The 26,996-nt window shown below is 63.7% G+C and carries 21 protein-coding genes and 1 pseudogene; 7 read left to right on the top strand and 15 right to left on the bottom strand.

The genetic code is table 11. From position 1 onward, the window contains the following. Positions 1–24: 24 nt before the first annotated feature. Both phoU and AC3EML_RS07950 read right to left on the bottom strand, forming a co-directional pair. Positions 25–747 (bottom strand): phosphate signaling complex protein PhoU, encoded by a 723-nt coding sequence (gene phoU / locus AC3EML_RS07955; protein WP_023669625.1) that lies wholly within the window; start codon positions 745–747, stop codon positions 25–27. Positions 748–862: 115 nt separating this feature from the next. Next, a complete protein-coding gene (locus tag AC3EML_RS07950; protein WP_352521668.1) occupies positions 863–2,128 on the bottom strand; it encodes an ATP-binding protein in 1,266 nt (421 codons plus the stop codon). Between the two features lie 102 nt (positions 2,129–2,230). Here AC3EML_RS07950 and ppk2 point away from each other — a divergent pair, with 102 nt between their 5' ends. After that, entirely contained in the window at positions 2,231–3,136 is a 906-nt protein-coding gene (ppk2, locus tag AC3EML_RS07945; RefSeq protein ID WP_023681953.1) for a polyphosphate kinase 2, read from the top strand. 55 nt (positions 3,137–3,191) lie between these two features. Here ppk2 and AC3EML_RS07940 read toward each other — a convergent pair whose 3' ends face one another. The 3 genes from AC3EML_RS07940 to AC3EML_RS07930 form a co-directional block, all read right to left on the bottom strand. After that, entirely contained in the window at positions 3,192–3,941 is a 750-nt protein-coding gene (locus AC3EML_RS07940) for an enoyl-CoA hydratase-related protein (RefSeq protein ID WP_352521667.1), read from the bottom strand. A gap of 15 nt (positions 3,942–3,956) precedes the next feature. Next, positions 3,957–4,595, bottom strand: coding sequence for an acyl-homoserine-lactone synthase (locus AC3EML_RS07935; protein WP_352521666.1), 639 nt, complete (start codon positions 4,593–4,595; stop codon positions 3,957–3,959). 97 nt (positions 4,596–4,692) lie between these two features. Next, positions 4,693–5,424: a helix-turn-helix transcriptional regulator gene (locus AC3EML_RS07930; protein WP_352521665.1), complete on the bottom strand. Its 732-nt coding sequence runs from the start codon at positions 5,422–5,424 to the stop codon at positions 4,693–4,695. A 303-nt stretch (positions 5,425–5,727) separates the two neighbouring features. Between AC3EML_RS07930 and AC3EML_RS07925 the strand changes: the two genes are divergently transcribed. Further along, the gene (locus AC3EML_RS07925) at positions 5,728–6,537 is read left to right on the top strand and encodes an ABC transporter substrate-binding protein (RefSeq protein WP_488505393.1); all 810 of its coding nucleotides are present in this window, start codon (positions 5,728–5,730) and stop codon (positions 6,535–6,537) included. A 33-nt stretch (positions 6,538–6,570) separates the two neighbouring features. Here AC3EML_RS07925 and AC3EML_RS07920 read toward each other — a convergent pair whose 3' ends face one another. Then, a complete protein-coding gene (locus AC3EML_RS07920) occupies positions 6,571–6,984 on the bottom strand; it encodes a tellurite resistance TerB family protein (protein ID WP_023688697.1) in 414 nt (137 codons plus the stop codon). A 156-nt stretch (positions 6,985–7,140) separates the two neighbouring features. On the opposite strand from AC3EML_RS07920, the gene AC3EML_RS07915 reads away from it, so the two are divergent. After that, complete coding sequence (locus tag AC3EML_RS07915) at positions 7,141–8,790, top strand: lysine--tRNA ligase (protein ID WP_023732412.1); 1,650 nt, start codon at positions 7,141–7,143, stop codon at positions 8,788–8,790. Here AC3EML_RS07915 and AC3EML_RS07910 read toward each other — a convergent pair. The 8 genes and pseudogenes from AC3EML_RS07910 to AC3EML_RS07875 all read right to left on the bottom strand — a co-directional run bounded on the left by AC3EML_RS07910 (position 8,753) and on the right by AC3EML_RS07875 (position 18,185). Then, a complete protein-coding gene (locus tag AC3EML_RS07910) occupies positions 8,753–9,625 on the bottom strand; it encodes a thermonuclease family protein (protein ID WP_352521664.1) in 873 nt (290 codons plus the stop codon). The genes AC3EML_RS07915 and AC3EML_RS07910 overlap by 38 nt on opposite strands. 8 nt (positions 9,626–9,633) lie before the next feature. Continuing rightward, the gene (locus AC3EML_RS07905; protein WP_023692544.1) at positions 9,634–10,284 is read right to left on the bottom strand and encodes a S24 family peptidase; all 651 of its coding nucleotides are present in this window, start codon (positions 10,282–10,284) and stop codon (positions 9,634–9,636) included. A 306-nt stretch (positions 10,285–10,590) separates the two neighbouring features. Next, positions 10,591–10,720: pseudogene (locus tag AC3EML_RS07900) on the bottom strand (thioesterase family protein); the annotation flags it as partial. Between the two features lie 41 nt (positions 10,721–10,761). After that, a complete protein-coding gene (locus AC3EML_RS07895; RefSeq protein WP_352521663.1) occupies positions 10,762–12,981 on the bottom strand; it encodes a 3-hydroxyacyl-CoA dehydrogenase NAD-binding domain-containing protein in 2,220 nt (739 codons plus the stop codon). A 23-nt stretch (positions 12,982–13,004) separates the two neighbouring features. Next, the gene (locus tag AC3EML_RS07890) at positions 13,005–14,213 is read right to left on the bottom strand and encodes an acetyl-CoA C-acetyltransferase (protein WP_023669613.1); all 1,209 of its coding nucleotides are present in this window, start codon (positions 14,211–14,213) and stop codon (positions 13,005–13,007) included. 31 nt (positions 14,214–14,244) lie between these two features. After that, complete coding sequence (locus tag AC3EML_RS07885) at positions 14,245–15,414, bottom strand: acyl-CoA dehydrogenase family protein (RefSeq protein WP_023745294.1); 1,170 nt, start codon at positions 15,412–15,414, stop codon at positions 14,245–14,247. A 232-nt stretch (positions 15,415–15,646) separates the two neighbouring features. After that, positions 15,647–17,455 (bottom strand): acyl-CoA dehydrogenase, encoded by a 1,809-nt coding sequence (locus AC3EML_RS07880; protein WP_023681963.1) that lies wholly within the window; start codon positions 17,453–17,455, stop codon positions 15,647–15,649. A gap of 271 nt (positions 17,456–17,726) precedes the next feature. Continuing rightward, positions 17,727–18,185 (bottom strand): MerR family transcriptional regulator, encoded by a 459-nt coding sequence (locus tag AC3EML_RS07875; protein ID WP_023669610.1) that lies wholly within the window; start codon positions 18,183–18,185, stop codon positions 17,727–17,729. Between the two features lie 479 nt (positions 18,186–18,664). Between AC3EML_RS07875 and AC3EML_RS07870 the strand changes: the two genes are divergently transcribed. From AC3EML_RS07870 to AC3EML_RS07855, 4 genes are all read left to right on the top strand, one after another. Continuing rightward, positions 18,665–22,654: a peptidoglycan-binding protein gene (locus AC3EML_RS07870; RefSeq protein WP_352521662.1), complete on the top strand. Its 3,990-nt coding sequence runs from the start codon at positions 18,665–18,667 to the stop codon at positions 22,652–22,654. A 193-nt stretch (positions 22,655–22,847) separates the two neighbouring features. Continuing rightward, positions 22,848–23,771: a sulfite exporter TauE/SafE family protein gene (locus tag AC3EML_RS07865; RefSeq protein WP_352510948.1), complete on the top strand. Its 924-nt coding sequence runs from the start codon at positions 22,848–22,850 to the stop codon at positions 23,769–23,771. Beyond that, a complete protein-coding gene (locus tag AC3EML_RS07860; RefSeq protein WP_352510949.1) occupies positions 23,771–24,562 on the top strand; it encodes a TIGR02186 family protein in 792 nt (263 codons plus the stop codon). The genes AC3EML_RS07865 and AC3EML_RS07860 overlap by 1 nt, the downstream gene beginning before the upstream one ends. A gap of 176 nt (positions 24,563–24,738) precedes the next feature. Continuing rightward, positions 24,739–25,995: an Hsp70 family protein gene (locus tag AC3EML_RS07855; protein ID WP_352521661.1), complete on the top strand. Its 1,257-nt coding sequence runs from the start codon at positions 24,739–24,741 to the stop codon at positions 25,993–25,995. Here AC3EML_RS07855 and AC3EML_RS07850 read toward each other — a convergent pair. Next, complete coding sequence (locus AC3EML_RS07850) at positions 25,988–26,896, bottom strand: LysR family transcriptional regulator (RefSeq protein ID WP_023696707.1); 909 nt, start codon at positions 26,894–26,896, stop codon at positions 25,988–25,990. The two genes, AC3EML_RS07855 and AC3EML_RS07850, sit on opposite strands and share 8 nt — an antisense overlap. Positions 26,897–26,996: the final 100 nt, after the last annotated feature.

Genomic DNA, 26,996 nt, shown 5'->3' with positions numbered 1-26,996 from the left:
ATTAAGCGTTCGAGGGGTGCGCGATCACTTCACCGGCAGCGCCGGAAGGGCAATCTTGTCGGTCTTGTCGCCCTTTGGACGCTCGGCCGGCAACTGCTCGCCGGTGACGATGTAGTAGATCGTCTCGGCAATGTTGGTGGCGTGGTCGCCGATGCGCTCGATGTTCTTGGCGCAAAACAGCAGATGCGTGCACGGCGTGATGTTTCGCGGATCTTCCATCATGTAGGTCAAAAGCTCGCGAAACAGCGAGGTGTACATGGCGTCGATCTGGTCGTCGCGGTCGCGAACGAAGCCTATTTTCTCGACCGAGCGCGAGGCATAGACGTCGAGCACTTCCTTGAGCTGGGTCAAAGCGAGTTCGGCCAGCGCCTCGAGGCCGCGAAACAGGCTGGTCGGCTGGCGGCCGTCAATGACGCTGACCACACGCTTGGCGACGTTCTTGGCGAGGTCACCGACCCGTTCGAGGTCGGCCGAAATGCGGATGGCGCCGACGATCTCGCGCAGATCGGTCGCCATGGGCTGGCGCTTGGCGATGATGACGATGGCTTTGTCGTCGATTTCGCGCTGGCCCTCGTCAAGCACGATGTCGTCGCGGATGACCTTCTGGGCGAGGCCGGGATCGGCATTGACCAGCGCCTGGATCGCCTGCTCGACCATGCGCTCGGCATGGCCGCCCATCGCAGCGATGCGCTTCGCCAGGTATTTCAGCTCTTCGTCATAGGCGCTGACAATGTGTACGGACTGCATGGGCGAAATGCCTTCCTTAAATCTTTGGCCTTTTGAGTCGTTTCCTCGACCCCTGTGCTGATACGCTAGCCGGATGACAGAAAGAAGAAACAGGCAGTTAGCAGATAGTACCGCCTCAGCCTGCCGGCAAATGGACCGTGAACGCCGCGCCCTTGCCAACCTCCGACTTGATCGAAAGCCGGGCGTTGTGGCGCGTCAGAATATGCTTGACGATGGACAGGCCAAGACCGGTGCCTTTCTGCGTGCGGCTGCTCTCCACGTCGACGCGATAGAAGCGCTCGGTAATGCGCGGTATGTGCTCTTCCGGGATGCCCGGGCCGTAGTCCCTGATGGTTACATCGATGCCCGGTTCCGGGCCGGCCTCGCCCCGCGCGATCGACACCGTGACGCGTCCGCCAGGCTGGCCGTATTTGCAGGCGTTTTCCAAGAGATTCTCGAACACCTGGAACAGCTCGTCGCGGTCTCCGGGCACGTCGAGCGGCCCCTCGGCGTAGTCGCGTTCGATGACGACGCCGTTCTCGCTGGCGAGCGGGCCTAGTGAATCGATGACGCTGTCGATGGTCTGGCGCAGATCGACCTCGGTTCCCGGCCTCAGGTAAGGCTTCATTTCAAGCCTCGACAGCGACAGGAGATCGTCGATGAGGCGCGCCATGCGGCCGGTCTGGTTCTGCATGATCTGCAGGAACTGCTCGCGCGCCGCCGGATCGTTGCGGGCCGGGCCGCGCAACGTCTCGATGAAGCCCGAGATCGAAGCAAGCGGGGTGCGCAACTCGTGGCTGGCATTGGCTATGAAGTCAGCGCGCATGCGGTCGATGCGGCGCGTCTCACTCTGGTCCTTGAATACCAGCACATAGAGATCGGTGGCGTAGCCGACCGAGGACGCGCTGACCCGGTAGGCGCGTTCCACCGGCAGCTTCTCGGTGTAGTCGACGGCATCGGAGGCGACGGCTCCCGACAGCACGCCGTCCAGCAAGGCCTGCATTTCCGGGGCGCGGAATTTCAGCGACAGCGACAGGCCGGGCGCGATGCCGCCAAAGGCGGCATAGGCGGCGGCATTGGCGTGGACGATGGTGGCGGTGCGGTCGAAGATGATCAGCGGATCGGCAACGGCAGCCGCAAGATATTCGCCGGAAAGCCGCTGCAGCCCGCTCGCCTCGACCGTGGTAATGGTCTCAGCGGACCGGCTGGCGCCACCGGTTGGCAGAAGCGCGGCGGCCAGCAGCACCGTCAACGCAGCCAGGACGACATAGGCGGAGATACCGGCAAACCCATAAACGGCCATGATGGCGATCGCACCGGCGGCAAGCAGCCATCGGCTGTTCCACAGCCGGCCGGCGACGGCCTGCCCCGTGGTTGTCCGCTCTGCGCCGGTGTCAGCCATTCGTGCTTTCCGTGCTTCTGCGCCGGTCCCGCCGAAACTTCCGCTGGACCGGGTTTGAGGCCCCCCATAGCATGAGTCCGCAAGCTGGAAAGGTTCGTCTCGATGAAAAAAGCCAAGGAAAGTCCCGCCGCAGAGCCGGCAAAGGGGCCGCTGAAGATCAAGGTGGACGGCAAGGAGCGGGAGTTCGACATCGAAAACCCTGAGCTTCCCGGCTGGATCGAGGACCACAAACTGACGGCAGGCGACTACCCATACGACAAGAAAATGAAGACCGAGGAGTATGACGAGACGCTGGAGCGGCTGCAGATCGAACTGGTCAAGGCGCAGGCTTGGCTGCAGGCGACCGGCAGCAGACTGATGTCGCTGTTCGAGGGGCGCGATGCCGCCGGCAAGGGCGGCACCATCTCGGTGCTGCGCCAGTATCTCAATCCTCGAACCGCGCGCAACGTGGCGCTGACCAAGCCGACCCCGACCGAAGTCGGGCAATGGTACTACCAGCGCTACGTCGCCCATTTCCCGACATCGGGCGAATTCGTCACCTTCGACCGTTCCTGGTACAACCGCGGCGGCGTCGAGCCGGTGATGGGCTTCTGCACACCGGAACAGCATGCAAAATTCCTCGACGAGACGCCGCATTTCGAGCGGATGATCTCCAATGAGGGCATCTATTTCTTCAAATTCTGGCTCAACATCGGCCGCGAGACCCAGCTCGAACGGTTTCACGACCGCCGCTGGTCGCCGCTGAAGAACTGGAAGTTCTCGCCGATCGATATTGCCGGCATCACCAAATGGGACGACTACACCAAGGCGCGCGACCAGATGGTCGAGCGCACGCACAAACAGTTCGCGCCCTGGATCATCGTGCGGGCCAATGACAAGCGACGCTCGCGGCTGGCCGTCATGCGGCGCATCCTGTTGTCGCTGCCCTATGATGGGCGCGATCTCGACGCCATCGGCAAGGAAGATAAGAAGATCGTCGGCGAAGGGCCGTCGTTTCTCGAGAAGTAGAGACTGGAAGTACAGAAGCCCACCCCGATATCGGGGTGGGCCCTGTTGGCTTGTTTTATGCCGCCAGGCGGGCGATCCGCTGCAGCCGCTTCAGCGTGGTGTCGTCCTGAAGCGCCTGCTGGAACAGCGTGATCTCGTGATCGATCCGGTCGCAGAGCACTGCTGTATCGCCCTTGAGCAGACCGCGCGTCTGCAGGAGAGCCGCAACCGGCTTCTTGGCCAGTTGCCTTGCCCTGCCGAGCGCTGCCTCCTCGGCACTGCCATCGGCCACGATCTCGGCGACGAGACCGAGCGCCCTGGCGTCTTCAGCACCGAGCGTATCGCCCAAGCAAAAGAAGCGGAAGGCGCCGGCATAGCCGAGTTTCTGCGGCGCCAGGATCGAGGTTGCCGCATCCGGCGCCAGGCCGAAATCGACAAAGGGCACCCGGAAGGTGCTGTTGCTCGAGGCGATCACCATGTCGCAGTGGAACAGGATGGTGCAGCCGACGCCGACGGCATCGCCATCGACACAGGCCAGCACCGGTTTGGGGAACGTCGCCAGCGTGCGGAACATGTCGGTGACGGCGGCGATTAGCTGCTGGTGCTTGGTGGAATCGAGGAACTCGGAGAAATCGCCTCCGAGACAAAAGCAGCCGGCGAGGCCGCGCAGCACCACGACACGGACATTGTCGTCGACAGCGGCTTCATGGAAGGTTTTGGCCAAGCTTGCATAAGCGCGCCTGTCCAGAACCGGCCGGCCGTCATGCGACGACACGGTGACGACCAGCGTGTGGCCACGCAATTCGGGTTGGGGGTCAAAGCTCATTGTTCGTCTCCGATCTTACGACGCCTGCCGCATGCCGAGCATGTCGGGCGTGCCCCTGGCCAGCACGGGGGCGTGATGGTTGCGGCGCGAACGCACGACATCCAGTGTGTGCTCGTTGAAGGTCAGCAAGGTGGCGACGACCTGCTGGTTGCCATAGGTGCGCTGATAACCGAGCGGCGTGGCCAGGAAATGCAGCTGCAACGCCCGCAGCACCCACATTGGCTCGAACTCGATGATGACCTGGTTGACGTCGCGCTTCAGGCCCCACTCGACGAAGCCGGCTATCAGCTCGGTGCCGACCGTCGACACGCCGCGCCTGCCGTCGCGATAGCCGGGCGCCACCGCGTAGCGGGTCAACTCCCAGACCCTCGGTCCGGAAGGCGGCGTGCCTTCATAGAGATCGACCAGCACCTCGGTCAGCAGATGCGGCCGCGTCGTCGGCAACATGCGCTGGTAGCCGGCTAGTTCGCCGCCGCGGATGACCAGCTGGTGAACCGCCTCGTCATGATCGAACTGGTCGATCTCGAGGCCGTCCGGGCGCTTCAGATCTGTCCAGCCCATCTCTTCGACGAAGATCTTGTAGCGCAGACGATGGACTGCCTCCCAAAGGTCGGGGCGTTCCATCAATTCCTGTGTTGTAAGGGCAAAAAGCATTTGGCCGTCTCCTGGGCTCAAGAGGAAGATACGGCCGGACTGTCCAGATAAAATTGCGTGAAAACGCAGGCAAGAATACTAGGCCGGCACGGCCGACCTAGCTAATATAACCACGCCTAATCGCTTCCGCGACGGCTTGCACCCGATTGACGGCGCCCAGTTTGCTTTTAGCGTTAAGGAGATGTTTTTCGGAGGTGTGCTCCGAGATTCCGAGTATCTGCGAAATCTCCCATTCGGATTTGCCGACGGCTGCCCATTTCAAGCATTCGCGCTCACGCGGAGTCAATTCGATGTGATCGATGGTGTTGGCTGCCATCGTGTGCAACTGCATGGCGCGGCCGACCGCGTAGGTCGAGACCAAGGACACCAGTCCGAACTCGGCGCCCGACAATTCGACGGCCTCGCCACCCAGAGAGACCATGACGATCTGGCCTTCGAGGGTCACCAGCGGGAAGGCCAGGCCGTCGCGCAGCTTGAACTCCCTGGCGTCGCCCATCACCTCGCCGCTGTCCCTGTCGACGCGAATGCCGCGAGAGGCCTCGCGCCATTCGAACGGTGCCTGCAAGTCCTTCATATGGCTGACGACGGGATCATGGTCGACATAGTTGCGCGCCACATAACGCTCCAGCCATTCCACCGGCCAGTCGCACAAAAGCACGTGGTCCTTTTGCTGGCCACGCGGTGTGCCGGGCTGCGGTACGGTTCCGGCCATCAGCGCCGTCAAGCCGAAATTCGAGGTAACGCCAAGCAATGTTTCACAGACCGCGGCCGCCGTGTCGGCATGCTGCAGCTGGTCCATGTACTCCAGTGTGCGATCGAACTGACTCATCGCAACATCTACCCCATGTTGCCTACCGCTCTTGAGACCGATGCTACGTGTCTGACCCGCACTTCGCCATCAACCCCGGATTGCAAAGCCACATCCTTAGCTTCTCTAACGCCAGCGACCGCCAACCCCGGGCCGACTCTGTGCGGCTATTTGCAACCTCGCCAAAGCATAACCCGAAATTTGCCCGTTGAAATCAAAAACAATTGTGCCTGCGCCGTTTTCGTATCACAAGCCAACGGTCAAGACGGGCGGAGTTTTTTCGTGACACCTCGCTGGATAGCCATCGCCTTGCTGTCGATGCTGATGGGAGTGCAGCCGTTTGCCGGCGCTGCGCGGGCAGCGGAACCGCAGGTGCCGGTGCTTTGGGATGCCAAGGAGCGGCTGCCGAAACCGGACCTTGCGGCGCTGCCGAGGCTCAGGTTCCTCACCACAACCGATTTCCCGCCCTTCAACTTTCTCGACGGCACGGGCCGATTGTCCGGCTTCCACATCGACCTGGCGCGGGCGATTTGCGCCGAACTCGACATCGCCGACAAATGCCAGATCCAGGCGCTGCCCTGGGCCGAACTCGACGACGCGTTGCAGAAGGGCGAAGGCGAGGCGATCATCGCCGGCATCGCCGCTACGCCGGAGACGCGGGCGAAGTACAGCTTTTCGCGCTCCTATCTACAGTTTCCGGCGCGCTTCATCATGCCGAAGACCAAGGCCTTCGCGGAGCCGATCCTCGACAAATTGCGCTCGAAGCGGGTCGGCGTGCTGGCCGGCTCGGCGCATGAAAAGATGCTGCGCGATTATTTCGGCACCGTGCAGATCATCCGCTTTCAACGGCCGGAAGACCTCTACAGCGACTTGAAGAGCGCCAAGATCGATGCCGCCTTCGGCGACGGCATGCGCTTTTCCTTCTGGCTGGGCGGCACGGACGCCGCCGGTTGCTGCCGCTTCGCCGGTGGACCCTACCTGGCGCCGGAATATCTGGGCTCCGGCATGACCATTGCCACCCGGGCCAGCGACCCAGCGCTGGCCGCAGCCATGGACTACGCGCTGCAGGAGATATCGGTGAAAGGCACCTTCGCCGAATTCTACTTGCGCTATTTCCCGGTCAGTTTCTTCTGATCCGGTCCCGGTCAGCTTCCTCTAGGGGCTGGATCAGGTCAGCGTGCGCAGGCGGGCCTTCGCCCCGCGCGCGATGGCTGCGGCGGTCAGCGTGTCGAGATCGAGCTCACGCCGGATCAACTGCAGCACCCGCAATTCCTCCATGCGCATTTCTAGATCGACGGCGGCAACCTCGAAGGCCGCGGCATAGGCGGTGTCGTGCAGCCGTTCGGGCAAAGTCTCGGCGACACGCTCGAGCACGCCTTCCAACCCATCCTTTTCATGCAGCATCTTCTGGCAGTCCTGCGCAATGGCGATCAGCCTGTCCTGCTTGAAATCCTCGAACACCGGCCAGCTGCGGACGACGTCGCCGATGCGCGCCAGTTCGATATCGGTCATGTCGCGATCGGAAGCCGAGGTGATGACCATCAGGTAGATCAGGGCTTCATGGGTGGACGGCAACGGCATTCAAGACTCCTTGATAGTGAGGGTCGAAGGTAGGGACGCTACGGCGCCGTCGCAACGAAAACGCCTGATATCGTTGACGCTCCGCCCTGTCGCGCCTAGAGACCCGGTTGAAAAATCTTACCAGCCGCGAAAGCCGGCCATGACTGGAACTTTGACATGACGGGATCAAACATCGCCGATCTCAACCCCGAAATGCTTGCGGCAGCCGCCGAAAGCAAGGCCTGGCCGTTCGAGGAAGCCAAAAAGATCATCGAGCGCTACAAGGGCGGCGACTTCCCGGAGATCGTCCTGTTCGAGACCGGCTACGGCCCGTCGGGCCTGCCGCATATCGGCACGTTCGGCGAGGTCGCGCGCACCTCGATGGTGCGCCATGCCTTTCACGTGCTGACCGGGAACAAGGTCAAGACCAAGCTGCTCTGCTTCTCCGACGATATGGACGGCATGCGCAAAATCCCCGACAATGTGCCGGATCGCGCAGCGCTCGAGCCCTATCTGCATATGCCGCTGTCGGCGGTGCCCAATCCGTTCGGCGGCGACTATCCGAGCTTTGGCGACCACAACAACGCGATGCTGTGCCGCTTCCTCGACACGTTCGGCTTCGACTACGAATTCGCCAGCGCCACGCAGTACTACAAGGCCGGCCGCTTCGATGCGATGCTGGTGCGCGCCGCCGAGCGCTATGAGCAGATCATGGCGGTGATGCTGCCGACGCTGGGGCCGGAGCGGCAGGCAACCTACAGCCCGTTCCTGCCGATCTCGCCGAAGAGCGGGCGCGTGCTCTACGTGCCGATGAAGCATGTCGACGCCAAGGCCGGCAACATCACCTTCGACGATGAGGGCACCGAGACCACGCTTTCGGTGACCGGCGGGAAGGTCAAGCTGCAGTGGAAGCCGGATTTCGGCATGCGCTGGGCAGCGCTCGGCGTCGATTTCGAAATGTTCGGCAAGGACCACCAGACGAACGCGGTGATCTACGACCGCATCTGCAACATTCTCGGCGGGCGCGCGCCCGAGCATTTCGTCTACGAACTGTTCCTGGACGAGAACGGCCAGAAGATCTCGAAGTCGAAGGGCAACGGGCTGACCATCGACGAATGGCTGCGCTACGCGCCGACCGAAAGCCTCGGCCTCTATATGTATCAGCGGCCAAGGCAGGCGAAAAAGCTCTATTTCGACGTCATCCCACGCGCCGTCGACGAGTACTACACCTTCCTCAACGCCTATCCGCGCCAGGACTGGAAGGAGCGGCTGGGCAATCCGGTCTGGCACATGCATGACGGCAAGCCGCCTTCCATCGACATGCCGGTGCCGTTCTCGCTGCTGCTCAACCTGGTCAGCGCCTCCAACGCGCAAAACAAGGATGTGCTGTGGGGCTTCATCTCGCGCCATGCATCTGGCGTGACGCCGGCGACGCATCCCGAACTCGACCAGCTGGTCGGTTTCGCCATCCGCTACTTCGACGATTTCGTGAAGCCGACGAAGACCTTCCGGCCGGCCGACGATGTCGAACGCGTGGCGCTGGAAGCGCTTGGCAACGCGCTTGCTGGCCTGCCGGCCGGCGCCGACGGCGAAGCGATCCAGAACGCTTCGCTCAACGTGGCGCGCAAGATCGAACGCTATCAGGACCATTCGAAGAAGAGCCCGGACGGCGGCCCTGGTGTCTCGGGCGCTTTCTTCCAGATGATCTACCAGGTGCTGATCGGCCAGGAACGCGGACCGCGCTTCGGTTCGTTCGCAGCCCTCTACGGCATCGCCGAAACCCGCGCGCTCATTGAGCGGGCGCTGGCTGGTCAGCTGGCGGCGTAATTTCCGTCCCGTCCGGCGGCGTGTCTATCGCCGGGGCATCGAGGATCGGTTGCGACGCCGTCGGTGCCGCAACAGGCGTTGGCGCCGGTGGCAGGCCGCCAAGATCGGGCGCGGCGCCGAAGACGCCCTTCTTGGCGGCGCGCGCCTTGTCGCCCGCTTCGACATAGGGGCCGCCTGCCGTGGCGCGCGCCCAGCCGTTTTCGACCAGCCACTGGCCGACATCCAGCTTGCCGATGCGGCATTCGGCGGCGATCAGCGCACGGTCGGCCTCCGGCGGCACCTTGCAGGCAACGGCCCGGCCGCGCAGGAAAGACCGGAACGCGGTGCGCGCCCTGATACCGCAAGCCCAGGACTTGCCGCCCTCGGTGCAGGTCTCGTCTTGCCTGACGATGTCGATGCCGGAGACCGTCACGGAATAACCATTGGCTTCGATCAGGCCGGCGGCGGCCGCGACCGGCTGGAACAGTTTTGTTCCTCCCCAGTCGTCGACCGCTCTGCGCCCACGCGGCTTGGGCGGCCCGGCCAGCGCCAGGTCGCTCAGCGGCGCGCGTGGCTCAACCCGTTCAAGTTCTTCTACCGGCAGCGGCGGCGGAGCGATGGCCTCGGGATCGATCGCCCTCGAATGCACCTGAGGCGAGTGCATCGGAGGCTTGACGGGCCGGACCTCGGGGATCGCCGACGTCGCCGGCTCCTCGGGCACGGCCTCGGTGTCCGGGTCGATCTGGTCGACGGTGATGGCGGGGCCGTCGCGATGCAGCGCGCGACCGCCGGCGACGACAATGGCGACCATCACCGGGATCGCCAGGAGGGCTATGAGGATTTGAAGCAGACGCACCGCGAGACCTACTGGCTTGCCCAGACGATCCGCGCCACCCATTCGACATCGCGCATCGCGATGTCGCGGTCCGGGTGGTCGGGGTTGAGCGAGATCAGCACGATCGATTTCGTCGTCTGGCGCTCCAGCACCTTGGCCATGACTTCGCCGGCATTGGTCTTGACGACGACGCGGTCGCCCTTGCGGGTAGCGGCGCCCGGCTCGACGATCAGCACATCGCCATTGCGGTACAGCGGCAGCATGGAATCACCCTGCACCTTCAACGCATAGGAGGTTTCGGTCGCCCGCGCCGGAAGCTCGACAAGGTCCCAGCCCTGGCCGGAGGGATAGCCGGCATCATCGAAGAAGCCGCCGGCGCCGGCCTGGGCGAAGCCGAGCAGCGGCACCGCCGAACGCTGCGAGGCTAACGGGCCCGAAGCTGTCTTGGCGCGGCCTTCGACCAGCCCGGTGAATTCGTCGAGCGAAGCGCCTGTCGCCTCGATGATCTTGGCCAGCGATTCGGTCGAGGGCCAGCGCGGCCGCCCATCCGAGGACAGCCGCTTCGACTTGTTGAAGGCGGTGGAGTCCAGACCAGCTCGCCGGGCCAGGCCGGAGGCCGATAACGAATAGCGCTCGGCGAGAGCGTCGATGGCGGCCCAAACTCGGTCATGCGAGAGCAATTCGCTCTCCTCAAAACAGGAAAAAATACCTTTTCCTTCTAACGCGCGGTCATCCGATTGTCCACCGGCGCGCGGCCCGATCTCTCAAAAAGCTGCGTGCGGCGAAGTCGTCATGGATGCCTCAAACTGCCTTGGGCAGGCTGCGCAATCCTTGGTGGAGGTCATGCAAACCCGCTCGGCCTCGGTCGGCGGCCGCGGTTGAACGGAGCGGGCAAGCGTCCTATCGGACGCGCCAAGGACGCAGTAGCATTTGATTTGGCGCATGATCCTTTCCGAAAATCGATTCCGATTTTCGGGGTCATGCGCGAGGTCGGCGAGCATCATGTAGCGGGCGTTGTTGAGATGGAGGTTGAAGTCGATGTCGGCAGGCAGCGAAAAGCCAGCCGACTTTCGCTGCCGACCGCGTAAGGGTCACGGCGCGCCTTGCCGTGGCCATCATGCGCGCAAGGCGCCCTCAGACGTACATGGGGCGCTAGCTCAAGCGGCCTTCTGCACCTCGCCTTTCGCATAGGGATCGAAGCGCTGGTAGAAGGTCTCGCCCTTCTCCGCCAGGTCGAGTAGCAGCTTGGGCGCCTTGAACTCGGCGCCGTATTTCTTCTGCAGGCCCTTGGCTATTCTGACGAACTCCCCGACGCCGATGCCGTCGATATAGGACAGCGCGCCGCCGGTGAATGGCGCGAAACCGAAGGCGAGGATCGAGCCGACATCGGCCTCGCGCGGATCGGTGACGATGCCCTCTTCCATCACCCGGGCCGCTTCCAGCGCAATGGTTACCAGCAGGCGCTGCTGCAGTTCCTCATAGTCGACCTTCTCGGCCTCCAGCTGCGGATAGAGATCCTTCAGGCCCGGCCACAGCTTCTTCTTGGCAGGCTTGGCCGGATAGTCGTAAAAACCCTTGCCGTTCTTGCGGCCGAAGCGGCCATGGGTGTCGACCAGCGTGTTGATCAGCGCCATCTGCCTGGGGTCGACAGACTTGTCTCCGAGGTCCCTGATGGTCTGCTTCATGATCTTCTGGGCAAGGTCGATCGCCGTCTCGTCGGTCAGCGCCAGCGGGCCGACCGGCATGCCGGCGGCCTTGGCGGCGTTCTCGATCATCGGCGCCGGAACGCCTTCGATCAGCATCTTGTAGGCTTCCGACATGTAGCGCAGCACGCAGCGGTTGACGTAGAAGCCGCGCGTGTCGTTGACGACGATCGGCGTCTTCTTGATGGCGCGCACGAAATCGATCGCGGTGGCCAGCGCCTTGTCGCCGGTCTTCTTGCCCAAAATGATCTCGACCAGCATCATCTTGTCGACCGGCGAGAAGAAGTGGATGCCGACGAAATTCTTCGGCCGCGCCGAATTCTTGGCCAGTGCGGTGATCGGGATGGTCGAGGTGTTGGAGGCGAAGATCGCCGACGATTTCAGCACGGCTTCGGCCTGCTCGGTGGCAGCCTTCTTGACGGCCGAATCCTCGAACACCGCCTCGACCACCAGATCGCAGCCGGCGAGATCGGCATAGTCGGCCGACGGCGTGATCAGCGACAGAAGTCTGTCCTTCTCCTCGGGCTTGACGCGGCCCTTCTTGACCTGATCGGAGATCAGGCTGTCGGAATGCGTCTTGCCCTTTTCGGCCGACGCCATGTCGCGGTCGAGCAGGACGACCGGGATGCCAGCCTTGGCGGTGACAAAGGCGATGCCGGCGCCCATGAAGCCGGCGCCGAGAATACCGATCTTCTTGAACTTGGTCTCCGGCACGCCGGCCGGGCGGCGGGCGCCCTTGTTGAGCTCCTGCAGCGAGACGAACAGCGAGCGGATCATCGCTGCTGCTTCCTTCGACTGCATGATTTCGGTGAAATAGCGCTGTTCGATCCGCAGACCGGTGTCGAACGGCACCAGTAGGCCTTCATAGACGCATTTCAGGATCGCCGCGGCGGCCGGATAATTGCCGTAGGTCTCGCGGCGCAGGATGGCGATGGCCGGCGGCCACAGATTGAAGCCGGCCGGCGTATAGATTTGGCCGCCAGGCAGCTTGAAGCCCTTCTCGTCCCAGGGCTGGACGGCTTTCAGGCCGTTCCTGATCATCGCCTTGGCGGTCTCGATCAGCTTGCCGGGTTCGGCGATCTCGTGGATCAGCCCCATCGCCTTGGCTTTCTGCGGCGACAGCGTCTGGCCGGTGGTCAGCATCTGCAACGCCTGCTGCTGGTCGGTCAGGCGCGGCACGCGTTGGGTGCCACCGGCGCCGGGGAAGATGCCGACCTTGACTTCCGGCAAGGCCATCTTGACCTTTTCGGAGTCAGCGGCAACGCGGCCATGACAGGCCAGCGACAGCTCGAACGCGCCACCCATGCAGGTGCCGTTGATCGCCGAGACCCAAGGCTTGCCCGACGTTTCGAGCTTGCGCCACAAGCCACCCATGCGGCCGGCATTGTCGAACAAAAGCTGTGCCGCCTTCTCCGGGTCCTTGGTCTTCTCCTTGGCAAATACGGCCAGCATCTTCTGCAGCATGGTCAGGTCGGCGCCGCCGGAGAAGCTGTCCTTTCCCGAGGTGATCACCGCGCCCTTGATGGCGGCGTCGGCCACCACATGGTCGATGATCTTCTCGAGCTCGTTCATCACCTCTTCGGTGAAGACGTTCATCGAGCGGTCCGGCATGTTCCAGGTGACCAGCGCGATGCCGTCTGCGTCGGTGTCGACCGTGAAGTTTGTATAAGTCATGTCTCTCTCCTTCCGGCCGAAAATCAGACGCGTTCGATAATCGTTGCGGTGCCCATGCCGGCGCCGATGCAGAGCGTCACCAGAGCGGTGTTCAAATCGCGGCGCTCGAGCTCGTCCAGCACCGTGCCCAGGATCATCGCGCCGGTGGCGCCGAGCGGATGGCCCATGGCGATGGCGCCGCCATTGACGTTGATCTTGTCGTGCGGGATTTCGAATGCCTGCATGTAGCGCAGCACCACTGAGGCGAAGGCCTCGTTGAGCTCGAACAGGTCGATATCCGACAGCTTCATCTTGGCGCGCTTCAGAAGCTTCTCGGTGACGTCGACCGGACCGGTAAGCATCAGCACCGGCTCGGAGCCGATGTTGGCAAAGGCGCGGATGCGGGCGCGTGGCTTCAGGCCCATCGTCTTGCCGGCCTTCTTCGAGCCGAGCAGTACGGCGGCCGCACCATCGACGATGCCGGACGAGTTGCCGGCATGGTGGACGTGGTTGACCTCTTCGACTTCCGGATGCTTCTGCACGGCGACCGCGTCGAAGCCGCCCATTTCGCCAGGCATGACGAAGGACGGGTTGAGCGAGGCCAGCGACTGCATGTCGGTCGACGGCCGCATATGCTCGTCATGATCGAGGATGGTGAGGCCGTTCTGGTCCTTGATCGGTATGACGGAGTTCTTGAAACGGCCATCGGCCCAGGCCTTGCCCGCACGCTTCTGGCTCTCGACCGCATAGGCATCGACGTCGTCGCGCGAAAAACCGTATTTGGTGGCGATCAGGTCGGCCGAAATGCCTTGCGGCACGAACCAGCCGGGCAGGCCGACGGACGGGTCCATGAACCACGCGCCGCCCGAGGCGCCCATGCCGACGCGCGACATCGATTCCACGCCGCCTGCAATGACGATCTCGTCGGCGCCTTGAGCGATCTTGGCGGCGCCGAAATTGATGGCGTCGAGGCCTGAGGCGCAGAAGCGCGAGATCTGCATGCCCGGCGCCTTGTTATCGTAGCCGGCCTCGAAGGCGGCGGCACGCGGAATGACGGAGCCGGCTTCGCCGACCGGATCGACGCAGCCGAAGATGATGTCGTCGACGTTTGCAGTGTCGAGGCCGTTGCGGTCGCGCAACGCTTCAAGCGTCCTGGCCGCAAGCCGCACCGCCGGCACCTCGTGCAGCGAGCCATCCTTCTTGCCCTTGCCGCGCGGTGTGCGCACGGCGTCATAGACATAAGCTTCAGCCATTTGCTTGCTCCTTGCTTTGCCGACGTCGCTCTCAGAGAGAGCGGCCGATCAGCAATTTCATGATCTCGTTGGTGCCGCCGTAGATGCGCTGGACGCGGGCGTCGCGGAACATGCGGGCGATCGGATATTCATTCATGTAGCCATAGCCGCCATGCAATTGAAGGCATTCGTCGACGACTTTTCCCTGCAGGTCCGAGAGCCAGTATTTCGCCATCGACGCCGTCACCGGATCCAGCCCGCCATTGATGTGGCGGGTGACGCAATCATTGTAGAAGACGCGGCCGATGGTGGCCTCGGTCTTCAGTTCGGCGAGCTTGAACTGGGTGTTCTGGAACTCGATGATCGCTTTGCCGAAGGCCTTGCGGTCCTTGACGTAGTCGATGGTCAGAGCAAGCGCGCGCTCGATCATGGCGATCGCGCCGGTGCCGATCTGCAGGCGCTCCTGCGGCAATTGCTGCATCAGCTGGATGAAGCCCTGTCCCTCTTCGTGGCCAAGCAGGTTCGAGGTCGGCACGCGCAGATCATTGAAGAACAGCTCCGACGTGTCGTTGGCTTTCAGGCCGATCTTGTCGAGGTTGCGGCCGCGTTCGAAGCCGTCGGCCTCGTCGGCCTCGACGACGATCAGCGAGGTGCCCTTGGCGCCTTTGGCCGGATCGGTCTTGGTGACGACGATGATGAAATTGGCCAGTTGGCCATTGGTGATGAAGGTTTTCGAACCGTTGATCTTGTACTGGTTGCCGTCCTTCTCGGCGCGCGTCTTGACGCCTTGCAGGTCGGAGCCGGCGCCCGGCTCGGTCATGGCGATGGCGCCGATCAGTTCGCCGGTCGCCAGTTTCGGCAGCCATTTCTTCTTCTGCTCTTCCGAGCCGTAGTGAAGGATGTAAGGAGCAACGATCGCGTTGTGGAGACCGATGCCGAAACCGTCGACGCCGACATGGCCGATCGCCTCGATGATGGCGCTCTCATGCGCGAAGGTGCCGCCGGAGCCGCCATATTCCTCCGGCATAGAGGCGCAGAGCAGGCCGGCGGCACCCGCCTTGCGCCAGCTCTCGCGGTCGACCATCTCGTTCTTCTCGAACTCGTCGTAGCGCGGCGCGATCTCTTCCGACATGAAGCGGTGCGCCATGTCGTAGAGCATGCCGACCTCGTCCGCCGCCCAGGCGGGCTTCGGCAAGGAGAGCACTTCGGCTGGATTTGTCATGCCGTTTCTCCCGCGCCAACGTCCCCCTCCCCCTCGAGGGGAGGGTGGCCGCGAAGCGGTGGGGTGGGGTCGCCGATGACGTGCTCGACCTTATCTTCGGAATTGACGCGGGTTTGGGGCATTGCGATCATCTCCTACCAAAGCGCCAACCAGCCGGCGCACTGCACGCAAGGACCCCTCCCGGCCCTTCGGGCCACCCTCCCCTCAAGGGGGAGGGGGACGCCAGCCATTTCTAGAACGCTTCCGCAGGCAGCGCCATTAGCGTGTCCGCACCACTGGAAATGCGGGCGAGATGTGCCGATGTCTCGGGCATGATCCGCTCCATGAAGAAGCGCGCCGTCACCACCTTGTTATCGTAAAAAGCCCCATTTTCGTGGACAGATTGGGAGCCATTGGCCCCGGTCTTACCGAGCGCGGCCTTGGCCATCTGCGCCCACATATAGCCCAGCGCGACCAGGCCGAAGAGATGCATGTAATCGGTCGACGCGGCGCCGGCATTGTCGGGCTTGGCCATGCCGTTCTGCACCAGCCACATGGTCGCCGCCTGCAGATCGTTGAGGCCCTTCTTCAGCGCCTTGGTGAAAGGCGCCAGCTTCTCGTCGGCGCGGTTCTCCTCGCAGAACTCGCCGACGTCCTTGAAGAAGGCCTGCACGGCGCGGCCGCCATTCAGACCAAGCTTGCGGCCGACGAGGTCGAGCGCCTGGATGCCGTTGGCGCCTTCATAGATCATGGCGATGCGGGCATCGCGCACGAACTGGCTCATGCCGTGCTCTTCGATGTAGCCGTGGCCGCCGAACACCTGCTGCGCCATGACTGCATGGTCAAAACCCTTGTCGGTGAGCACGCCCTTGATCACCGGCGTCAGCAGGCCGGTATAGTCGTCGGCCGCCTGGCGATCCTTGTCGTCGGCGGAGCGGTGGGCGATGTCGGACTTGATCGCCGTCCACAGCGCCAGCGCGCGGCCGGCCTCATTGAAGGCCTTCATGGTCATCAGCGAGCGGCGGATGTCGGGATGGACGATGATCGGATCGGCTTGTCTGTCCGGCGCCTTGGCGCCAGACAGCGAGCGGCCCTGCAGCCGGTCCTTGGCGTAGGAGACCGCGTTCTGGTAGGCGATCTCGGACAGCGACAGGCCCTGCAGGCCGACGCCGAGCCGGGCTTCGTTCATCATCGTGAACATCGCCTTCAGGCCGCCATTGGCCTCACCGAGCAGCGTGCCTTCGGCCTCGTCATAATTCATGACGCAAGTCGAATTGCCGTGTATGCCCATCTTCTCCTCGATCGACCCGCAGGAGAGCGTGTTCTTCTCGCCCGGATTGCCCGAGGCATCGAGCTTCAGCTTTGGCACGATGAATAGCGAGATGCCCTTCACGCCCGCCGGCGCGCCTTCGATGCGGGCCAACACGAGATGGACGATGTTTTCCGACATGTCGTGCTCGCCGGCCGAGATGAAGATCTTCTGGCCTGAGATCTTGTAGGTGCCGTTGCCGTTCGGCACCGCCTTGGTGCGCAGCAGGCCAAGATCGGTGCCGCAATGCGGCTCGGTCAGGTTCATGGTACCGGTCCAGGACCCCTCGACCAGCTTTGGCAGCCATGTCGCCTTCTGCTCGTCGGTGCCGTGTGTGATGATCGCAGCGATCGCGCCTTGCGTCAGGCCGGGATACATCATCAGCGCCATGTTGGCCGAAACCATGTATTCGGCAACCGCGGTGTGCACGGCATAGGGCAGCCCCTGGCCGCCGAACTCGACGGGCGCCGCCAGTCCCATCCAGCCGCCTTCGCGATACTGGTCGTAGGCTTCCTTGAAGCCCTTCGGCGTCGTCACCGAGCCGTCCTCATGGCGCACGCAGCCTTCCATGTCACCGACGCGGTTCAGAGGATGCATAACGTTTTCGGCGAGCTTGGCGCCTTCGGCGAGGATCGCCTCGACAACGTCGGGCGTCGCGTCGGCAAACCCGGGAAGGTTGGAATATCGCTGATAACCCAGCACCTCGTTGAGCACGAACAGCGTGTCCTGGACCGGCGCCCTGTAGATCGGCATGTGTTCCTCCACCATGCGGGTCTTGGCCGCGAGATCGGGCCCCGAACATGAGGTTGGGGCGGCACGCCGGCCAATGTCGAAAGCGAGATAGCAAAAATTGACGTTTGCGTAAACGTCAATTTTGTCGCCGGGACAAAATTTACCTATGCCAGCCTGTCGCACGAGCGGTGCATGGCTTTGTGCAAAGCGAGGGGGGTCAAACAAAAAGAGCCGCGGGGGCGGCCGCGCGGCTCTTAAGTTCAAAGCTTTCGCCGGGAGCTGCGGAGCAAAATCAGCTGGCGGCGCTGGCCGGGGCCGAACGCTCGGACAGCATCTGGCGCACGGCCGACATCGAGCCGCTCAGCTCGTTGATGGCGTCGTCGATCAGCGCGCGCTGCTTCTGCAGGCGGGCTAGCTGCTTCTCCGACTTGTCGAGAGCCAGCCGCAATTGCTTGGTGTTGGATCCCGTGGGATCGTAGAGATCCATCATCTGCTTGACGTCGCGCAGCGAGAACCCGACCTTGCGGCCGAGCAGGATCAGCTTCAGCCGCGCCTTGTCGCGGCGCGTGTAGAGGCGCGTTGCCCCATCGCGTTTCGGATTGAGCAGGCCCTTGTCTTCATAGAAACGCAGCGTGCGCAGCGTCACGCCGTATTTCTTGGCCATCTCGCCGATGCGCACGAGCTCCTCACTGGCTTCGGCAGACATATTGTTGGTGTTGGCCGCGGCTTCGCCGGGCGAAACAAGTTTCATAGTCACTGGCTTTCCCCTGTCGTGGCATCGCGGTCTCGGACCTTGCAACGCCTGAGTGGAAGCGGGGGCATGCTTCCAGTCGTGGTTTCAACTAATTCATCGCAAAAGGCACGAACGGCGCCCCTCTTACGTTTACGTCAATTCTATATCGATAGCCGCCGCATGACGCAAGGGCGTTCTGGGATTGCGAAACCTTATGCCGCACCCCCGGCGCCGGGTCCGAACGGGCACCGCCTGTATTTCAGCAATGCCGTAACTTCTTAAGCTTGGTTAACACCTTGTTTACCACGATGGGTGAAATGTGCGGATGTCGGTCACCCGTGTTTATCCTGTAGCGAATTTTTCACGGTTTTTCGGAGAGCGGGCCTGGCCCGGGAAGCTCGTCTTCCGCCGCAGCAGTGCCGCGCGGCCGCCTTCGTTCCCGACAAGGACTTGGGAAACTGGCAGCAAGCCGGCCATTCTGAAAAACGGACGCATCGATGAACAGCAAGCGGTCCTATCTCGATACACTCAACGCCGGCAGGCCGCGCAGGCCGAACACCACACTTGATGAATTGAACCGCTCGCTGGAAACGCTGGAGCAGCGGCTGGAGCGCAAGCGCGAGGACGCCGCCGAGCGCTTCGATCCGCGCCGGCCGCCGGCAGAGCCGCGCTACGCAAGCGCCCAGCCCTACGCCCCGCCGCGCTGGTACGAGGACCCGCAGCCCACGCCGCGGCCGAAAGGCGCCGGGCCGGCCGGCTTCGACCAGAACTATCAGGCGATCGCGCGCGACATCGACCGCGTGCGCGGCCAGGAAGACAGCGTCGCCGTGGTCGGCAAGATCGCCGGCGAATTGCGTGGCCTGCGCGAGGAACTGCGCCATCAGATGACGGCCGGCCTGCAGCGCGAATTCGCCGCGTTGCGCAAGGACATCGAACGGGCCTTCCAGGCGAGCAACCAATCGGGTGGTCAGGCAGGCGGCTTGCCCGGCAAGGGCAGCGCCGAACTCGGCGTCGAATTCGAGCGGCTGTCCGGCGCAATCCAGACGCTGGCCGAGAAGAGCGACGACCGAAGCGTCAACATGCTGCGGCTCGAGCTCGAGCAGGTAAAGACGGCGCTCGACACATTGGCGCGCGAGGAAAGCGTGCTGAAGGTCGACCGCCGCTGGGACGATTTCGACCGCCGCTGGAGCGCGTTCGAGGACCGTGTCGACGCCGACCAGCGCAACCGTGCCGACGGCCCCGGATTTTCGGCCCTGACCGACCGGCTCGAACAGATCAGCAATGCCGTCCACAATCTGCCGGAATCGCTGTCGCTGCGCTCGATGGAAGAAAAGGTCCGCACCCTTGCCGGCGCCGTCGATCATTTCGTCAGCCAGCAGAGCAACCGCGGCGGCGACACGCTTGGCCTGATCGACGAACGGCTTGATGAGATTTCGCGCGCCATCGTCGCCTCGACCGTCGCCGCACAGGCCAATTCCTTCGACCCCGAACCCTTTGAACGCATCGAGAAGCGGATCGCCTCGCTGGCGCAGCAGATCGAGGAAGTCGTGCAGGTTCGTCCGAGCGGCGAGGTTCTCGACCGTCTCAGCACGCTGTCGAACAGGGTCGACGAGCTTGCCGGCCGCGCCAATCTGCCGGAACAGGCGATGGAGCGCCTCGGCAAGCAGATCGCGATGATCGCCGACAAGATCGACCGCGCCCCGGCCATGCCCGACGCCGACTATATCTTCCAGGGTCTGGAACAGCGCTTCGACGTGCTGTCGGGCATGATGGAACGTCGGCAGGGCGACGCCATCGAACAGGGCAACATGCTGTTTCGCGATCTCGAGCGGCGGCTGGACGAGGTTGCCGACCGGCTGGACCAGCGCCAGCCGCAGGCTGACAGCGCCGGCATCATGGACGCCATCGATGCACGCTTCACCGCGCTCGCCCAACGCATGGAGACGCGCATTCCCGATCCTGCCAACGAGGCGGCGATCCGCGGCCTGGAAAGCCGGCTCGAAGACATTTCAAGCCGGCTGGAATCGTCGGCCGCGCAGGTCGCCGGCATCGATCCGGCACTGATCCGCAGCCTCGAGGCGCAGGTCTCCAGCCTATCGGCGCATCTGTCGAAGCCCGGCACGCCGCTGCCGGAATTCGAGGACATCAGCCCGCGCCTCAACGAAATCGAGAAGTCGCTGGCCGGAACCCGCGAATCCATCATGGGCGCGGCACGCGAAGCAGCCGAGAGCGCCGTGCGCTCGCTGGCAGATTCCAACGCCAACACCGCGGCCGTTACCGGCCTTGCCCAGGATCTGAAGACGCTGGAAGCGCTGACGCGCCGTTCGGACGAGCGCAATTCACGGACATTCGAGGCGATCCACGACACGCTGCTCAAGATCGTCGATCGTCTGGGCTCGCTGGAGACCAGCGAACCGGCCGAGGCGGTGAGCGAGCTTCTGGATGCCCAGGCCGAGCCGGCGCGGCGGGCCCGCGCTGCACGCGCCTCCAAGATTTCGGTGCAGGACGCGCCGTCGATGGATATCGACCAGCCGCTGCCGCTGACCGGAGACATGGCCGATCTCGACGGCCGCGCCGCCGCCATCATGCGCAGCGAGCCGGATATGCGCGCCGACCCGGGTACGCGTAGCGACCCGGTCATGGGCAGCGAACCCGTGCGGCGCTCGCCAGCCGAGGCTGCCGCGGCCGCTGCCCAGGCAGCGCTCGGTTCCGACAGGATTGCCGAGAAAGGCGAAGGCACGGCCAAGAAGTCGCTGTTCGGTGGATTTGCGCGCGCCTTCAGGGGCAAGAAGCCGGCTGACATGCCGCCGCTTGCCGGCTCGGGGCCCAATGTCGACCTGCCGAGCGTCGATCTCGACGAGCCGCTCGATCCGAAGCTCGCCAACCGGCCGTTGGAGCCGGGCTCCGGCGCGCCCGACCTCAACGCCATCATGAAGCGCGTACGCGACGAACGTGGCCCACCGGTGCGCCAAAACTCCGGCGATGCGTCGAAATCCGACTTCATTGCCGCGGCCAGGCGCGCGGCGCAGGCCGCGGCCGCCGAGGCCGACGCGCTGAAACGCCAGTCTACCATGAAGGGCCCGGTCAAGGCGCTTCGTATCGGCGACCTGCTCAAGGCGCGGCGCAAGCCGATCCTGATGGGAGCGGTCGCGATCATGCTGGCGCTTGCCGGCCTCCAGTTGGGCAAGGCCTTCTTCGCCGACCCGGTCGAGGTCGCAAGCAACGATACAGCGCCGATCGTCGCCTCGCAGCCGGTCGAGACTGCCTCGGTCAACGCTGCCAGCCAACCCAAGGCAGAACAGCAGGTGGCCGTTCAGGACGTGCCGGCCCGGATCGTCAGGCAGGCGGAGCCCACGGAACCGGCAGCTGGCAACGATGCGCCAATGAATGCGGCCTCGGTCGCTGGGCCCGAAGTGCCGGCGGTGGAGCCCGCGCCAGCGCCGATGGCTTTGGCCGATCCGGCCCCCGCGCCAAATGCAATGCTGCCGACCACCGCCACTGCGGAACCGGCGGCTGCCGACGCGCAGCCTGCGGCCGCCGTCGTGGCGCCCTCGGCCTCGGATACGACGGCCTCGGATACTACCGGCGCCGTTCCGCCGGCTGATGCCGCGGTAGCACCTGTCGTGGCCAAGATAGACGTTCCGGCCGATGCCGGCCCGCAAGCCTTGCGCGACGCGGCTGCCGGCGGTGACGCCAAGGCGCTGTTCGAGCTCGGTTCGCGCTATGCTGAATCGCGCGGCGTCAAGGAAGACATGGCGGCAGCGGCCAAATGGTACGAAAAGTCGGCCGAGCTCGGCTTCGCACCGGCGGAATACCGCATCGGCAATTTCTACGAGAAGGGCATCGGCGTCACGCGCGACGTCAAGAAGGCAAAGACCTTCTACCAGCTCGCCGCCGCGCAGGGTAATGCCAGCGCCATGCACAATCTGGCCGTTCTGTTTGCCATGGCCGCCGACGGCGTGACCGACAATGAATCGGCCGCGCACTGGTTTCAGGCGGCGGCCGATGTCGGCGTCAAGGACAGCCAGTTCAATCTCGGCATCCTGGCGGCAAAGGGCGTCGGCATGAAGCAGAGCCTGGAGGAATCCTACAAATGGTTCGCGCTCGTCGCCAAGACCGGCGACAAGGATGCGGCTGCAAAGCGCGACGAGGTCGCCACTGCGCTGCGCCCCGAACAGCTGGAGCGGGCGCGCGCCGCCACGGAACTGTGGAAGCCGAAGCCGCTCGACCCGGCGTCCAACTCGGCCGATATTCCTGAATCCTGGCAGGAAGGCACGCCGCAGACCACCGCCAGCGTCGACATGAAGAAGGCGGTCAAGAACATCCAGCTCATCCTCAACAAGAACGGCTACGATGCCGGCGGCGCCGATGGCGTGATGGGCGGCAAGACCAAGACCGCAATCATGGCTTTCCAGACCGACAACAAGATGCAGGCGACCGGCGAAATCGACGAAAAGCTGGTGAAGGCGCTGCTGGCGCACAAATAACGGCAGATGCGTCGCTAACGCGACGCCCTTGCCATACATTTGCCTGTTAACTGCTTGAGATGTTTTTTGTTTCGGTAGGGCGGCGGGGTTTGATCCCACTGCCCCGGCGGTGCAAGAAAGAATTGGCTTTTCGGTGCGACAATGCCCTGGAATGGCTGCAATCGCCGACAGGCAAACTGATCGAGACTGACGGGTGGGCATCTATCTCCCGATCGCGGAAATTTCCGTCAACGTCTTCGTGCTGCTGGCAATGGGCGCGGCGGTGGGTTTCCTGTCGGGCATGTTCGGGGTCGGTGGCGGCTTTCTGATCACGCCGCTCTTGATCTTCTACAACATCCCGCCGGCAATCGCCGTTGCCACTGGCGCCAACCAGGTTATCGCCTCCTCCTTCTCCGGCGCGCTGTCGCACATGAAGCGCGGCACGCTCGACTTCAAGCTCGGCGGGGTGCTGCTGGCCGGCGGCATCGTCGGCTCGACCGGCGGTATCTTTGTCTTTGCCTTCCTGCGCCGGCTCGGCCAGCTCGATTTGTTCATTTCGCTGCTCTACGTCGTGCTGCTTGGCACCGTCGGCGGGCTGATGCTGGTCGAGAGCGTCAATGCGCTGCGCGCGACGCGCAGCGGTGCGGCGCCGGTCTTGAAGAAATCCGGCCAGCACAACTGGATCCACCGGCTGCCGCTGAAGATGCGCTTCAGGGCCTCGAAGCTGTTCGTCAGCGTCATTCCGGTGCTGGGGCTCGGCGCCGGCATCGGCTTCCTGTCGTCGATCATGGGTGTCGGCGGCGGCTTCATCATGGTGCCGGCGCTGATCTATCTCTTGAAGGTGCCGACCAACGTCGTCATCGGCACCTCGCTGTTCCAGATCATTTTCACCTCGGCCTACACCACGCTTGTCCACGCCACCACCAACCAGACGGTCGACGTCATGCTTGCCTTCCTGCTGATGGCGGGCGGCGTTGCCGGCGCGCAATATGGCGCCAAGGCAGGACAGAAGCTGCGCGGCGAACAGCTCAGGGCACTGCTGGCGCTGCTGGTGCTGGCGGTTGCCATCCGGCTTGCCATCGATCTCTTCGTCACGCCGCTAAACCTCTATTCGCTGACCGCCGCGGGCCTGAACTGATGCCGCAGTGGGGGATTTTTTCGGCCGCCGCTTTGCTTATCGCCGTCGCTCTGCCGGCCGCAGCGCAATCGCCGAACCCCTTGCCGGAAGGCATCCAGATCGGTCTCTCCACCGACGCCGTGTCGATCACCGCCGGTTTTTCCGGCGCCGACCTGACCATTTTCGGTTCGCTGGAAAACCCCGACCCGCTGGTCGCGCGACAGGGGCGCTACGACGTCATCGTCGTGCTCGAAGGCCCGCCGCGGCCGGTGGTGGTGCGCCGCAAGGACCGCGTGCTCGGCGTCTGGGTCAACCTGGAATCGGAGACCTTCGAGAACGTGCCGGTATCCTACTCCGTCGCCACGACGCGGCCGCTGCAGGACATCACCGAACCCAACAGCTACAAGCAGCTGTCGCTCGGCGCCTCCAACCTTTACATGCAGCCGGCCGAGGTAACCGACAGTCCGGCGACGATCGAGGAATTCACCGTGGCGCTGCGCGAGCGCAAGGCGGCGACCGGCCTCTATAGCGAGAATGTCGGCGGCGTGCAGTTCCTGTCGCAGAACCTGTTTCGCGCCACGGTGCGGCTGGCGCCCAACGTCCCGGTTGGAACGCATAAAGCCCGCGCGTTCCTGTTCAAGAGCGGCCTGTTCCTCAAGGAAAGCTCGGCCCAGCTCGAAATCCGCAAATCGGGTTTCGAACAGTCGATCTTCCGCGTCGCGCATGATTACTCCTTCCTCTACGGCGTCTTCTCCGTGTCGCTGGCCATGATCACCGGCTGGCTGGGCAGGCTGATCTTCCGCAGGGATTGACGCGCACGACCCATTTCCGGGGAAAGGGGGTTCCCCTTTTCTCAGTCTTGCGATAGACCGCCGCCTCCCAACCCTCGGGTTACACGCACAATCATTCGGCAGAACGGTCAGGCCTCTGGACGGCGCGCGCCTTGCGGACGCCTGCCACAGCGACGACCCAATGACAGGAGGCTGCAATGCACCAGGCATTTGGCGGCATCGATTTCGGCACGTCCAATTCTACGGTGGGCGTGATCCGCAACGGCCAGGCACGGCTGGTGGCGCTGGAAGGCGAACAGCCGACATTGCCAAGCGCGGTTTTCTTCAACTTCGAGGACGGTCACACCTATTTCGGCCGCCGCGCCATTGCCGACTACACCGATGCCATCGAAGGCCGGCTGATGCGGTCGCTGAAGAGCGTGCTCGGCAGTTCGCTGGCGCATGAGAAGACGCGGATCAAGGCCCGGCAGATCGGTTTCATCGACATTGTCGGCATGTTCGTCGGCCATTTGAAGAAGCGGCTTGAGGAAGATGCCGGCGCTCCGGTGGAGAACGTTGTGCTCGGCCGGCCGGTGCAATTTGTCGACGACGATGTGGAAGCCGATGCCAAGGCGCAAAGCGAGCTTGAAAAAGCGGCGCGCGCGCAAGGCTTCAAGCACATCGCCTTCCAGTTCGAACCGATTGCGGCAGCACTCGACTATGAGCAGGACGTGAAGCGCGAGGAACTGGCGTTGATCGTCGACATGGGCGGCGGCACGTCCGACTTCTCGATCGTGCGCGTTTCGCCGCAACGCGCCCGCTCACGCGACCGCAAGGACGACATCCTCGCCAACCGAGGCATTCATATTGGCGGCACCGATTTCGACCGGCTGCTCAGCATCGCCCATGTCATGCCCAAGCTCGGCTATCTCTCGCCCACAAAAGACGGCAAGCGCAACCTGCCGGCGAGCTATTTCATTGATCTCGCGACGTGGCAACGCATCAACCTCGTTTACACCGCCAAGGCGATGACGCATCTGAGGCAGATCCGCTTCGAGGCCGTCCGCGCCGACCTTGTCGACCGCTTCATCCATATTGTCGAGCACCGTTACGGCCATGCGCTGGCCGGCCTGGTCGAACGAGCCAAGATCGCGCTGACAGATCAGGCTTCGGCTGATGTGACGGTGGCACTGCCCGGCGCGCATTTCGCCGCCGAGATCTCGCGGACCGGCCTGGAAGAGACGATTGCCGCCGACATCGAGCGGGTGTCCGCGACGGTGCGGCAGACGATTGCCGATGCTGGCGTGAAAGCGTCCGACATCACCGCCGTGTTCCTCACCGGCGGCTCGACCGCCATCCCGCTGGCACGGCGCGAAATCCTGTCGCTGGTGCCGCAAGCCGCCGTTATCGAGGGCGACATGTTCGGTTCGGTCGGCCTTGGCCTGGCGCTGGATGCACAGCGGAAGTTTAGCTAGAGCTCACGATGCGGTTCCCGCCCTCAGCGCCGAGATGCGCCTTGAGCGCCATCTGGGCCAGGCTTGCCTGGCGGTCACGATGGGTGATCATGGCGAAGTCGCGCTTCGGCAGCTCGAGCGGCACCGACCGGAGACTGCCCTCGGCGACGGCGCGTCCGACGACGAGGTCCGAGATGATGGTGGCGCCGGCGCCGGCCTCGACCGCCTGGCGAACCGCCTCGTTGCTCGGCAGCACCAGAAATATCTGCAGGTCGCCAAGCGATATCCCCTCGCGGCGGGCCAGGTCCTCCAGCACCTCGCGCGTGCCCGAACCACCCTCACGGATGATCCAGCGCAGCCCTCTGATATCCGGGCGGCCCGGCGCGATCTCGGCGATTTCGGGATGCGAGGCGGCGACGACCAGCATCAACCTGTCGACGTCGACCTTGGTGCGGCGGAGGATGTCTGACTCGGTGCGCCCCTCGACCAGACCGAGATCGGCGGTGCCATCGAGCACGTTGGCCTCGACCTGCCTGGTGTTGCCGATGCTGACGCTCAAGCGCACCGCCGGGTAGGCCTCGTGGAAAGAGGCCAGCCGGCGCGGCAGCCAGTAGCTGGCGATGGTCAGGCTGGCGGCGATGGACAGACTGCCGGCGACCGTCTGCGAGACATGCTCCAGCACATTTCGGGCGGCGGCGGCGCGTTCCAGCACCGCCTTGGCCTCGGGCAGGAAACGGTGGCCGGTCTGAGCCAGCTCGATGTTGCGGCCGACACGGTTGAACAGATGAACGCCATGCTGCTCTTCGAGCGCGCGGATGGCGGCCGACGCCGCCGACTGGGAGATGCCCAAAAGCTCTGCCGCCTTGGTCATATGGCCGCGTTCGGCAACGGCAACGAAAATGCGCAACTGGTCCAGCGTCATGTGTGCATTAAGAACCAATTCCGATCGAATTTACAAGAACAACTGATTAGACGGATCGATAGTTTAATTCTACTTTTTTTGCCGAAGTTAGAAAAAATTC

Source organism: Mesorhizobium sp. P170090, assembly GCF_057786115.1.
The sequence above is the reverse complement of the archived record's forward strand: the minus strand, read 5'-3'. Positions and strand labels throughout refer to the sequence as shown.

Excerpts from the sequence above, each read along its gene's own strand:
- AC3EML_RS07880 (WP_023681963.1), bottom strand. The coding sequence starts at position 17,455 with ATGCCGATCTACAGGGCGCCGGTCCAGGACACGCTGTTCGTGCTCAAC.
- AC3EML_RS07915 (WP_023732412.1), top strand. The coding sequence starts at position 7,141 with ATGACGGGATCAAACATCGCCGATCTCAACCCCGAAATGCTTGCGGCA.
- AC3EML_RS07920 (WP_023688697.1), bottom strand. The coding sequence starts at position 6,984 with ATGCCGTTGCCGTCCACCCATGAAGCCCTGATCTACCTGATGGTCATC.
- AC3EML_RS07885 (WP_023745294.1), bottom strand. The coding sequence starts at position 15,414 with ATGACAAATCCAGCCGAAGTGCTCTCCTTGCCGAAGCCCGCCTGGGCG.
- AC3EML_RS07870 (WP_352521662.1), top strand. The coding sequence starts at position 18,665 with ATGAACAGCAAGCGGTCCTATCTCGATACACTCAACGCCGGCAGGCCG.
- AC3EML_RS07895 (WP_352521663.1), bottom strand. The coding sequence starts at position 12,981 with ATGACTTATACAAACTTCACGGTCGACACCGACGCAGACGGCATCGCG.
- phoU (WP_023669625.1), bottom strand. The coding sequence starts at position 747 with ATGCAGTCCGTACACATTGTCAGCGCCTATGACGAAGAGCTGAAATAC.
- AC3EML_RS07930 (WP_352521665.1), bottom strand. The coding sequence starts at position 5,424 with ATGAGTCAGTTCGATCGCACACTGGAGTACATGGACCAGCTGCAGCAT.
- AC3EML_RS07860 (WP_352510949.1), top strand. The coding sequence starts at position 23,771 with ATGCCGCAGTGGGGGATTTTTTCGGCCGCCGCTTTGCTTATCGCCGTC.
- AC3EML_RS07890 (WP_023669613.1), bottom strand. The coding sequence starts at position 14,213 with ATGGCTGAAGCTTATGTCTATGACGCCGTGCGCACACCGCGCGGCAAG.
- AC3EML_RS07940 (WP_352521667.1), bottom strand. The coding sequence starts at position 3,941 with ATGAGCTTTGACCCCCAACCCGAATTGCGTGGCCACACGCTGGTCGTC.
- AC3EML_RS07855 (WP_352521661.1), top strand. The coding sequence starts at position 24,739 with ATGCACCAGGCATTTGGCGGCATCGATTTCGGCACGTCCAATTCTACG.
- ppk2 (WP_023681953.1), top strand. The coding sequence starts at position 2,231 with ATGAAAAAAGCCAAGGAAAGTCCCGCCGCAGAGCCGGCAAAGGGGCCG.
- AC3EML_RS07925 (WP_488505393.1), top strand. The coding sequence starts at position 5,728 with ATGGGAGTGCAGCCGTTTGCCGGCGCTGCGCGGGCAGCGGAACCGCAG.
- AC3EML_RS07950 (WP_352521668.1), bottom strand. The coding sequence starts at position 2,128 with ATGGCTGACACCGGCGCAGAGCGGACAACCACGGGGCAGGCCGTCGCC.
- AC3EML_RS07875 (WP_023669610.1), bottom strand. The coding sequence starts at position 18,185 with ATGAAACTTGTTTCGCCCGGCGAAGCCGCGGCCAACACCAACAATATG.
- AC3EML_RS07935 (WP_352521666.1), bottom strand. The coding sequence starts at position 4,595 with ATGCTTTTTGCCCTTACAACACAGGAATTGATGGAACGCCCCGACCTT.
- AC3EML_RS07850 (WP_023696707.1), bottom strand. The coding sequence starts at position 26,896 with ATGACGCTGGACCAGTTGCGCATTTTCGTTGCCGTTGCCGAACGCGGC.